Raw genomic sequence first — 12,283 nt, 5'->3', positions numbered from 1 at the left:
ATAAACTAAATAGCTATATAAAAATTATATAATTATTAAGTGTATTATGAAGTAATATGTGTTAATTAGGTGGTTCATAACTTTACTTTATTTCTTCTCTTTATACTCTTTAATTATCGATTCCAACTACATAAACAAAGACGAAGTCTTCAATCAGACCTCGTCTATTCGTCGTATAGCGTATTACAAAAATTATTAGCGGCTTCATAAAATTCAATTGTAATTTCCTCACCGTTTTATGTGTTAAGAAACGCTACAACAGAACCGTTTCTAGTTTATCAGAAATTTTTTGGCTGCATCAAACCGAAAGATTTCTCCCACTTATCGCCCTGTACACGCTTGAGGAAAGAGAGTTTTTTCGGATAATGGGTTGAAAATTAATTTCAAAATGAATCCAAATTATCACCATTAGAGGCAATAACATTTTTATACCATGCAAAGCTTTTTTTTCTATAACGTTTTAGGGTTCCATTTCCATCATTATCCTTATCTACATAGATGAATCCATAACGCTTTTTCATTTCTGCTGTTGATGCACTTACTAAATCAATTGGCCCCCATGTAGTATAACCTATCAAATCAACGCCATCAGTGATGGCCTCTTTCATTTCTTTAATATGAGTTTTCAAATAATTAATTCGATAATCATCATGTACTGTATCTTCTGTATTTAGTACATCTACTGCTCCAAAACCATTTTCAACAATGAATAGAGGTATTTGGTATCGATCATATAACAAGTTCAAGGCTATGCGTAAACCTTTTGGATCAATTTCCCATCCCCAATCTGAGACCTTTAGGTATGGGTTTTTAACACCACCAACCTGTAAGTTACCGGCAGAAGTTTCATGTTTATCAGGAGAAGCAGATGCCGTACCGCTATTATAGTAGCTAAAACCTAGGTAATCTACTTTATGGGATGAGAGAATTTCCTCATCACCAGGTTCCATTGTGATTTTTATTTGATTTTCAGCGAAATATTTTTCAGTATATGACGGATAATATCCTCGAACTTGAACATCAGTAAAGAATACTGTTTCACGATCTAACATCATAGCTTTCCATACATCTTCAGGATTACAAGTATGCGGATAAGTTGGCGCATAGGCAAGCATGCAACCTATCTTACTATTCTTTATCGTTTCATGACCTGCTTTTACAGCTAAAGCGCTTGCGATAAATTGATGATGAGCCGCTTGATACTGTATATTTTGTTTATGATCCCCTTCTTTAAACTCGAGTCCCCCACCAGTAAAAGGAGCATGAATTACAAAATTAATTTCATTAAACGTCAACCAATATTTCACGTGTTTATAGCGATCAAATAAAGTAGTAGCAAATTTTAAATAAAAATCAATAAGTTTACGATTTCGCCATCCTCCATATTTTCTCACTAAATTGAGAGGCATTTCATAATGAGATATTGTTACGATAGGCTCAATGTGGTATTTTTTCAATTCGGCAAATACTTGATCATAGAAAGCTAACCCTTCTATACTTGGTTGAGACTCATCACCATTTGGAAAAATCCGAGTCCATGCTATACTCATACGGAAGCATTTAAATCCCATTTCTGCAAAGAGAGCAATATCTTGTTTATAGTTATGATAATAGTCAATTGCAGTATGATAAGAGCAATCTCCATTTAGCAAGAAATTTGGTGGGCTAAATACACCATTTGGTAGTACATCTGCTGTAGAAAGGCCCTTTCCACCTTCTTTATAAGCCCCTTCAATTTGATTCGCTGCTGTTGCTCCACCCCATAAAAAATTTTCAGGAAACGGTTTAGAGAATGGTTTCATATTTAATACCCCCTATTTTACTATTGTTAATAAATTTGCATTAGTTGAGACGGATTGATTCGTCGTGTGAATAATATCTAGAAATTGATTGCTATTTGTCACAATAATAGGTGTCGTTGTTTCATATCCAGCTTCTTTAATTTTATCGATTTCAAATTGAATTAAAGATTGCCCCATCGATACTGAATCTCCTGTTTCTACAAGCTTAGTGTAATACTTTCCATTTAATTGAACTGTATCAATTCCTACATGAATTAAAATCTCGATTCCATCATCTGAGGTAATTCCTACTGCATGTCCAGTTGGAAACATAGTAGTCACAGTCCCGTTTACTGGGGAAATCACCTCACCCTTATTAGGATTAATGGCTATACCTTTACCCATTGCTTCGGATGAAAATACTTGATCGCTTACTTTTGATAATGGGATGACTTGTCCAGATAATGGACTGTTAATTATCTGTTTGTTTAATACTTTTTTTGTGTTATTAGGATTACTCAGCTGCTTAGGCTCCACTTCTACCTTTCCCTTCTGTTTTGAAGGTTTATCTTCATATCCAAAGAAATAAGTAAGCAGTGTAGTTCCACCAACTGTAAGTAAGATCATAAAAAAGTAAGGTAACCATGGAGTGGTAGAACCGCCTAGTGTAAAAATACTATGCAGCATAAACGCTTTTGCTTCGGCTTTAAATGACCCAATAAATGCGCCTCCGATAGCACCAACAATAATGACATAAGCTAGGGTACGCTTATGAGTTAAAATTAAGCCATAAATAATTGGTTCTGTTACACCAGAAAGTAAACCAGTAATTGTAGTAGATCCTGCTAGAGATTTTAGTTTTTTGTCTTTCGTTTTCAGGAAAATTCCTAAAGCGATTCCCATTTGTGCAAATGTACTTGCTGCCCACATTGGATCTATTGGATCTCCACCATTCGTTAAGTTTTCGATACTCATTGGAATGAGTGCCCAATGAAGTCCAAAGACTACTAAAATAATCATTGTACCTCCAATCACTGCACCAGTCAGTAATCCACTGTGTTCACTTAAAAAGTTAATACTAGAGGTAATCATTTTTCCTACATAAATTCCGAAAGGTCCAAACGCTAGTACTGTTAATGGAACTATAATAATCAATGAAATCATTGGAGAAAGAAATAATTGTAAATCCTTATGGATAACTTTTTTTAGGAACTTCTCCAATTGTGCATAAATAAGTACAGCAATAAAGGATGGAACGATACTTGAAGAATAATCCATTAATAAGACCGGAATTCCCAAGAATGAAGTTGTATCTCCATTGCTCATTAGACTAGTAAAATTCGGTTCTAATAATGAAGCTCCAATAATTCCCCCCATATATCCATTAGCACCAAGTTTAATAGCAAGAGTAATACCAATCATAACAGGTAAAAAGTATAAAATAGCATTTCCTGCTGCTGCTAGGATTCCATACGTACCACTTTTTTCAGAAAGAACATCAAACATAACTAATACTGCTAATATCGCCTTTAACATCCCAGCTCCAGCAAGTGGTGCTAAGAGTGGTGTAAACGTACCAGAGATTAATTCGAAAATCATTGCTGTGAGCTTTACCTTTTCTTTAGGTTGATTATTTGATTGAGCAGATCCACTATTAAAGTTTCCTACTTGAACTAAATCATTGTACACATCTGCAACATTTGAACCAATTACAATTTGAATTTGTCCTGTACTCTCAACAACACTAAGTATCCCTTCTAAATGTTCTAACTTTTCTTTGTCTAAAAGCGTTTTATTATTTAGTTGGAAGCGAAGACGCGTAGCACAATGGACAACGCTTTTGACATTCTCCTTTCCTCCAATTCCTTGTATAATCTTTTTTGATAATTTTTCATATTTCATTCTACACACTCCTTTATTATTGAAAATTATTATATATATCAAGATAGCCTGAATTTCCTTAGAGATTTGTACTCAAACTCTTAACCCCTTGGACACCAAAAGAGGAAATTGGAGAAACAAAAGGTTTCTTCTAAGAGAATTTCTTAGCTTTTGATTAGATAAGGATCAATGCTATAAAATGTAGCATCAGAAATATAAAAAACCTGAGTTGAAACTATGCATATACATAAGCTTCAACTCAGGTTTTGCCTGCCAAACAGTCACAATCCTGTAAATTAATCATTTTGATTTAGTTTTCTTTGAGTAACACGGTTTATATGAATAACAAAATAAGTAATCTCATTTTTTGTAAGCTTTTGATTGTAGTTAGATTTTAAAAGCGCCATTATCTTCTTTGCACAACCATAAGCTTCCGGATAACTTTCCTTAACTTGTTGAAATAATAAGCTATCTTCTTCTACTATTTGTTCATTACGAGAGAGACGATAAGCAAAATACCTTAAATGTGTCACAAAACGATTATAGTTCAGTGATTTTTCATCTAATTTGATTCCAAAATGGTAGTTTACAATTTTTAAAATTTCTCCTACTATTTTTGTTACCATAATGGTTTCTTCCATTACTATATTATCTTGTTGTGCATTAATTACATGTAAGGCAATAGAACCTGCTTCTTCTTCTGGTAGTTCAAATCCAGTATGCTCTTTAATTATTGTAAGAGCTGTTAAACTAACATTATACTCTTCTGGATAAAACTTTTTTATTTCCCAAAATAAAGGATTCTTAATAATTTGACCTTGTTGAAATCGATTAATTGCGAAGTTAATATGATCAGTTAAGGTAAGATAAATATTATCACTAATTGAGTTAGAAATTTGTTTCTTTATATATTCCACAATTTGGGTAGTAAGCTCGAAGTGTTCCGTAGGAATCTCATTAATTAATTGTAATAATTTATTCGATACTTGACTTTCCTTCTCTAGCACAAATACTTTATCCACTATGGATTCATCAATATATTCACCTACTTTTTTTTGAAAAGCAATTCCTTTACCCATGACAATCATTTCTGTTCCAGTACGTTTTACCAAAGCAACATTATTATTGAAAACTTTTTTTATGAGCATATATCATCACCTTATTAGGTTTTTAGATATTGATTGCTCAGCAGCAGCTATATACTTTAGAGTATAAAAAAACCTAAATTAATTAGAATCCAGTATTTCAAAATCTGGTTTCACCATAATTTAGGTTTTGCCTGCCGAACAGTCACAATCCATTTGAAGTTTTATACCCTGATTATAGCCAACAGTGTTAGCGTTTTCAATAGGTTTTTATAATTACATATTATTTCCTCTTTTTTAACCGATTTAAAAGTACATGTTGACCATAAGGTTGGTAGCTTGAACTACCCCCACTTTCACTTTCTTTAGAAGGGGGGATTCCTAAGTAAAGAGTTCTATCGAACTCTAATTTATTAGGCTATCTCCACAGTCCTTGCGGTTAGAAGCCTTATCGCTTCATTCTTTAAATTGATACTTGCGTTAATATCTCTATCATGATGTGTATGACAAGAAGGGCAATCCCATTTGCGTAGGTTTAGATTTTTAACGTCTTTGTTTTGATATCCACAACAAGAACATAATTGGCTTGAAGCAAATGTTTTCGATACGACAATGATTTGTTTGCCGTACCATTTCGCTTTATATTCCAACATGGTTCGAAACTGTGACCATGATACCTCACTAATCGCTTTTGCTAACTTATGATTCTTTAACATATTAGATACTTGCAAATCTTCTATACCGATAACATCGTGGTTTTTGATGATTTCAGTTGAGATTTTGTCCAAGTAATCTTTTCTAGCATTTGCCATGTATTCATGAATTTTAGCTACCTTTACTCGTTGTTTATTCCAGCGAGAAGATCCTTTCATTCTTCTAGAAAGAACACGCTGTGCTTTTACCAACTTCTCTTCTAACGATTGAAAAAACTTCGGATTTTTATAGGTTGTTCCATCTGACAAAATGGCGAAATCTTTTAGTCCCACATCCATTCCAATGTAAGAGTTTGTTTTCGGAAGTTTTTGCACTTCTGTTTCAACTAACAATGACACAAAGTATCTGCCAGAAGGGTTCCGTCTAACTGTAGCATTTAAAATACGTCCTGTTACTTCACGACTTTTGGCAAATCGAACAAGACCTAGTTTTGGCAATTTTATTTTGTTTCCTACAACGGCAATGTTTTCATTTGTTTGTTTTGTGGTATAAGATTGTACGTTGTTCTTCTTAGATTTGAAACGCGGGGCATTGTTTTGTTTTTTGAAAAGGCGTGTATAAGCATCCGCAAGGTTGCGAACAGACGACTGAATCGCGATACTATCCACTTCTTTTAGCCAAACAAACTCTTTCTTCATGGCAGGGAGTTTGGCAGAGCATGTACCATATGTCAAACCTTTCCCTGTTTCTTTGTATGCATTATCCCATAGAGATAGGAAATGATTGAATACAAAACGAGAACAGCCAATCGTTTTATTGATTAGGGTTGCTTGTGCTTTATTTGGATAGATACGAAATTTATATGCTTTATTAATCATCATTCATTTCACCTCCATTTCGGTATGTTTCTATTATACAACAAACATACATTCGATAGGTAGTGAAGTAACAGTTTATGTATGTCGAACAATTAAGATGGCTTCCTGCCATCCCTTGTCCGAAGCCAATTCATCTCCCACCTACTCACTTCGCGTTCCTTGAGGAAGGAGTCTTCTTGGCTAAAATGATAAATTGAATACGAATCATAGCTCGCAATCCTCTACTATGCATTGATTTGAACTACTCACCACTTCAAACAGTCCGTGAGGATTTTAAGTATTGACGCTCTTTTTTGTTATCATAAGAAAACGAACAGTTCAATTAGCATAGTCTGTTCGTTTAAAAAAGAGATAAGAATAGAACCTTATCCTTATGAAGAAACTTTACACTAATGCCTTAATTTGTAATAGCGTATATTTTCACTGTAAATTTGTTTGTTGCGCCACTTGGGTTTGCAATATAGTATTTAGAATTTGTATATGCTTCAGTCCTAGATCCATTCGAAATGTTTCCCCAACGAACAGAATCCGTCCCCAGAGAAACATCAATCATAACATTGAAGGAAATAGTAGAAGCATTATCTTTTTCTGTAGGCTCGATAACCCATTTTAATCCCTTTGTTCCTGTGGGTAAATTATTAATGCTAAAGTTTTGACTTGATCGATTTTTTTGTCCAGATAATGGCTTAGATTCAGAAGAAATTTGGGAAATTAATATTTCTTTTTCACTTGAGTCTATCCCATTTAATCTGATAATACTATCTATTAAACCTGGTCCAGGAAAATCAGCAGCAATAATACCAGAATGCTTAATACCACCTTGTTGTATGAAATCAGTTCCAAGTGTATTCATTCCCCCATAAAATACTTGTCCATTTATATCACGAGGGAAATCCCTCCATTCATTTGTTACATTTTTTTGAATCAGTTTTGGATTACTATTAGTATTTCTGCTCTCTTTTCCACTTGCAACAAACCAAGGATAACAATTATTCAATAATGCTGCTGCACCCCCCGTGCCACTAAAATGGTTGAGATAGATCTTACCATTGTTAAAGTTATTATTTGCATTTAGAAGATGGGTTTTCACCGCATTCCATTTTTCATACATTCCGTCTGGTCCAGTGCCAACTTCAAACTTATCTTGGGTATTCAAAGATTCATAATTAATACCATATTCTTGAGATGCCGAGAAATTTTGTAATATTACAATTTTCCCTCGAACATCTCCTAACTTAGGATTATTTTTTTCTGAGGATGGTACGGAATTCGGATCCCAAAAATAGGAAGCATTACGGTCTTTATAATTTTTAAATATTTCCTCGAATGATAGCGAGCCACTTTCAGGATCAGTATCTTCCTTTAAACGCATTAAAATAGTTTCTTTAGGATTATCTCTTAGAAATTGAATTGTCTCTTTTAATACATCTTCAAACATTGCTTTTTGATTTACAATTCCATGGTGCATCGCAAAAGAATCTTTTACACGTTTAACACGCATGTCTACATAACGAATTCCTGCATTGAATTGTTGAGATAGGGTCATTGTTTGATTTCTTGTCAAATTTTCATCAATAAAACTTGCCCCATGTAAAGCCATTGAACCATGAGTCCCCGGGATAGATACTTCGCTTATTCTTTTTGTATCTTCTAGTTTTGACATCCATGTTGGATTTTGATAGCCTATATTGGATTCATAGGAATAACCTGGATGACTATCAGCAAATACTGTAGAAGTCGTACATAAACTTGCAAGTGTAAAACAAGTAAGGATTCCACTTTTTAAGATGTTTTTCATTTTTATTTTCTTCATTATATCTCTCCTAATTTTTAATAGTTTAGTCTCATAAAATAAGGTGCGTTTTTTTACAATATACATTGCTTCTTTTCCCAGAATAATGAGATTTTCTGCTTAAAAATATTTTTTGATAGCGGTCTGTTACTTCAAATTTTGAAGGGCCATGGCGGTTCATCCAACAACCATCAGATTCATGCATATACAAATTTCATAGAGCCGAACCATAGACATGTAAAGACACCGTTCTTCATCATACTTCACGGATCTTAAAAAGAATCGAAGCCACTCATTTTTTATACAAACAAAACAGAAGTCTTAAACAAGACTCCTATTTTGTGACATATAATGATAGACAAGATGGTTAACAAATTAAGAAAATATAACAGGTGTGTTAATACTTGGTTTATATTTATTTAAAAGTTTTTATAACAAGGATACTTACGAAAAATGGGCTTCTGCAAAAGTAAACAAAATCTTATTTCCCCTTCAATTCCTACTCATTAAAAGTTAAACTAACTACAGTGGCAATAGATTGTGCTGCTTGTTCCCAGCTTCCATCTATAACTTTTCCGATTTGTTGACCAAGGGAGTTTAAATCGTTTGGATTAACTGGGATTCCATTATACGCAGCAAGAATTGATAAAAGCGGAGCCACAAATGGTGTAAAACCACCCCTATCAATATTAAACACAGGCTTATCTATCACCTTTCCATCTTGTACTGTAAACTCATAATAAAATTGATCATCTGGACGAAAACTTAAATGATGAGAAATTTGTCCCTTAACATACTTTTTACCGCCAGCTAAATTTACAACTTCAATTGGTTTTACATTAAATTCGTGCTCGAATACTTTGATTTTTTTGACTTCGGGACCATGTAAAGCAGCATTAACAGCTGTTTCCAAATTATTCTGTGCAAGCGGTTGAATACTAATTTGTGACTCTTTTTGTTGAATAGGTGCTTCTTTTTCTGCAGCAAATACCGATGTAGTAGGTAATGCACCTGTAGCTAAAGTAGCTGCAAGCGCTGTTGTCATGATCATCTTACTCTTCATTTTCATAGTTTTCTTCCCCCTTAAAGTTATGATATATAACCTTTTAAATACTGACACCGTACATTTTATTTATCACAATATACACCAAAGATTATTATAAGAATGCCGATGATTAATGTCAGAAAATTAAAATGAATTATATATGTATTTACAATAATATCTATTTACACATATTTTCTCAATTTTCAGATAAATGATTGGATAATAGCCTTTTATAAGATAGTTTATCATCTTAAATCTTTATATATACTCTATAAACATAGTAAAATCATATTGCTAATACTATAATTGAAGCGAAAAATCATATTAAAATTAATAAATTAACACAGATTTTCATATATATTTTTAGGTTCTGTTACAAACTTTCTTAATAGATAAAAGATGAGAGAGTTTACAAGTTACATTAAAAAATATAGTAGTTGATGAAAATAAGAGTATATATAAACAAGAGAGTATTTTCATTCCACTTCTCTTTAAATAAAAGCTAAATAGTCGTTCATTATGAACGACTATTTAGCATCTTACTAATAATTCGAAGGTTCTTCATATTAATCTATTTTGCTCAATCCCGTAGAAGTAACTTGATAGGTTCTTTTCTTACCTATATATTCCTGTTTACTATTCTCAAGGTTAGTTAGTGTAGCGCGTGTCTTTTCCTTTACTGCTTCCCCTTCTATATGGGTAAACTCAATGTAATCTCCCACTTTTACGGGCACGGTTTGGCTTTCAGCAGTTTGTTTTCTATTTCCCATGATTTCCTTATTGTACACAACACTACCAGATGAATTCTGTACTTTAATACTTGCATACGTATTATTAAAGTAAGAATGTGGTACACCTGCTTCTAACTTCACCTGCATTTTCTCTGTTTCCCTATTATAATCTACTTTTGCGATTTCTCTATCACTATAACCTTTTAAAGTCCAACCAAATTGATTTCCGTCTAAAACCGTTGTTTCTGGCATTTTTTCTACTTTTTTCAGACCTTCTTTTGTAACCTGATACCTTGCTGTCTTTCCAATTGTTTCATTTTTGTTATTTTCAAGATTGGTTAAAGTAGCTCGTGTCTTTTCCTTTTGTGCGTCTCCTTCTATATGAGTAAATTCAATGTAATCCCCCACTTTTACGGGAACTGTTTGAGTTCCAACATTTTGTTGTCTATTACCCACGATTTTTTTATTGTACACAACAATACCCGATGAGTCCTGGACTTTAATACTTGCATACGTACTGTTAAAGTAGGAATGTGGTATGCCAGCTTCCAATTTTATCTTCATCTCTTCTGCCTTCTTGTTATAATCTACTTTTGCGAATTCTCGATCACTATATCCTTTTAAGGACCAAGCAAATTGATTTCCGTCTAATAGTTCATTAATAGGTTCTGTTGAATTGGAATCCCCTTGAACTTTTTTAATTAATAAATCTATGCATCTATAAGTCAATGGAGCCTTATCTTTTAGCTCTTGCTTGGATGATTCGCTAAAATAATAATATGTAAAACATTCCGCAAAATATTCTTCCTTATTTTCGTAATATTTACCCGGGAAAAACTTCTGTCTCTCTTGACTAAAAGGAATATCAAACAAATCAGTATGACTTATATTTAAAAAAGCCACTCGATCAATTGCATGCGCTATTTCATGAAGCTCTAAATTAATGGAACCATGCCCCTTTCCTCTTTCACTAAAACCTATTCTAGCCATTACAGGTTTTCCACCAATATCAGATCCCACACCTGGTACATCATCCCAGGTCAATTGTTTTCCTTCGGCATTGGTTTGTCCTTCCCATCCTCGTGGAATTAATCCCTTTAGCTCCCTGTACTCGTCAGACTCAGTGATAGGATAATTAACAAGTTTTACATATGTTCCGTCTGCCACTAATTTATCAAGTATGCCGCTTTTTATTTTTTTTATTCTATCAACCATATGTTGTGCCTCTTGATATTCTTCCACATTATTTCCTCTTATATCAATATGAATAAGATTTTCATTTTTAGTCTGTTGTTCTTTTATAAACTCAAGTTTATTTAAAGTTTCGGCTGCAAGGGGATGGTTTGTAAGGGAAATAGAAAAAATAAATATCAATAATATCAAAATTGTATTTTTTTTCATATAAATCCTCCTGTTATATGATTTTTAATAAATAGGGATATTTCAAAAACAAAATTGATAGTGATTGAAGAAATAAGCATTCCTTTTAAAAGCCTCATTTCATGATTCCAATAATTCTGGGTTAATTTTATTTTCCATACTGGTTTGCCTCTTTATATTGTATGTATTGAAGGTCTTTTAAATGAAAACAACATAATTCATTTGCTATTACAGTTGGGACACACAGAGAGCCGTAAGTGCGATCATGTTGTTTACCTGAGTCTGTATGAATATGTAGGAACTCTCCACTTAACAAATCATTCTCAAGTTGATTTGTTATCCCAGCTGTATGGCTGCATCCTCCTGCACCTGGATAAACTGATGAAAATACATCCGGGAATTGAAATGCAGTTGAATCTAAAATACGAATATGCTTAAAAACAGAAGTGCATGGAGAAGAAATCGGCATAGATGCGGCCAATTTTTTGCTTAGTAGTTCGGCTAGTAGGTGTTGTAAAAGTAGGACGGCCGCCTTATTAAACCGTTGATTCAGTCCCTCAGGACTTGATGAGTGCTTCGGTTGATGCTTCTAAACAACTAGATAACTGAGTTAAAGAAGTCATAGCTGTATTTTGGCTCACCCATACACATAAAGTGACTAAATCTTTTGCTTGGTACTTACTGGTTCGTTGTACAAAACCAACATCTCTAGCAAGATCCCGTAAGGTATTTGGAGATAAAAAACTTTGAATCTCTTGAGCAAATAGTGGTAATTCATTGGATACAGAAATAGACATAAAAACTGCCATCCTTTCCTATGATTTCTCAGAAAGAATAACGTCTTTTTCATTTTAGGGGGATTTTGTCTTGTTATCTTGATAGCGATAGGGTAGCACCCCATTGCTATCAAGATAAGATTCTTAAATACCCCCATAACGAAAATGAGAAAGCATTAACAAAATTATAATTAAAACATCACTTTATATTGTTTAATTGAGATGTCGAAATACCAGTTATGTGATGAAATCCTTTTCCTTGGTACTACTATCACACAGA

The 12,283-nt window shown here is 33.4% G+C and carries 7 protein-coding genes and 1 pseudogene; all 8 read right to left on the bottom strand.

The window, feature by feature from the left end:
* Positions 1-383: 383 nt before the first annotated feature.
* Positions 384-1,802 carry a 6-phospho-beta-glucosidase gene (locus tag AC1DKZ_RS23540; protein ID WP_476997172.1) on the bottom strand — a complete coding sequence of 473 codons (1,419 nt, stop codon included), beginning with the start codon at positions 1,800-1,802 and terminating at the stop codon, positions 384-386.
* Between the two features lie 12 nt (positions 1,803-1,814).
* Positions 1,815-3,683, bottom strand: a complete 1,869-nt coding sequence (locus AC1DKZ_RS23535) for a beta-glucoside-specific PTS transporter subunit IIABC (RefSeq protein ID WP_476997171.1) — start codon at positions 3,681-3,683, stop codon at positions 1,815-1,817.
* Between the two features lie 275 nt (positions 3,684-3,958).
* On the bottom strand, positions 3,959-4,810 hold the full coding sequence (licT, locus tag AC1DKZ_RS23530; protein WP_016092548.1) for a BglG family transcription antiterminator LicT: 852 nt from the start codon (positions 4,808-4,810) through the stop codon (positions 3,959-3,961).
* A 350-nt stretch (positions 4,811-5,160) separates the two neighbouring features.
* Positions 5,161-6,282, bottom strand: coding sequence for an IS200/IS605 family element RNA-guided endonuclease TnpB (gene tnpB, locus AC1DKZ_RS23525; protein ID WP_476997170.1), 1,122 nt, complete (start codon positions 6,280-6,282; stop codon positions 5,161-5,163).
* 394 nt (positions 6,283-6,676) lie between these two features.
* Complete coding sequence (locus AC1DKZ_RS23520) at positions 6,677-8,092, bottom strand: phosphatidylinositol-specific phospholipase C (RefSeq protein ID WP_476997169.1); 1,416 nt, start codon at positions 8,090-8,092, stop codon at positions 6,677-6,679.
* A 478-nt stretch (positions 8,093-8,570) separates the two neighbouring features.
* Positions 8,571-9,140, bottom strand: a complete 570-nt coding sequence (locus AC1DKZ_RS23515) for a methyltransferase (RefSeq protein WP_476997168.1) — start codon at positions 9,138-9,140, stop codon at positions 8,571-8,573.
* Positions 9,141-9,682: 542 nt separating this feature from the next.
* Positions 9,683-11,248 carry an anthrax toxin lethal factor-related metalloendopeptidase gene (locus tag AC1DKZ_RS23510; protein WP_476997167.1) on the bottom strand — a complete coding sequence of 522 codons (1,566 nt, stop codon included), beginning with the start codon at positions 11,246-11,248 and terminating at the stop codon, positions 9,683-9,685.
* A 145-nt stretch (positions 11,249-11,393) separates the two neighbouring features.
* A pseudogene (locus AC1DKZ_RS23505) lies at positions 11,394-12,024 on the bottom strand (IS4 family transposase); the annotation flags it as partial.
* Positions 12,025-12,283: the final 259 nt, after the last annotated feature.

The organism is Bacillus sp. 05T21 (assembly GCF_056396785.1).
Note: the sequence above shows the minus strand (reverse complement) of the source record. Positions and strands in the feature narration are given on the sequence as shown.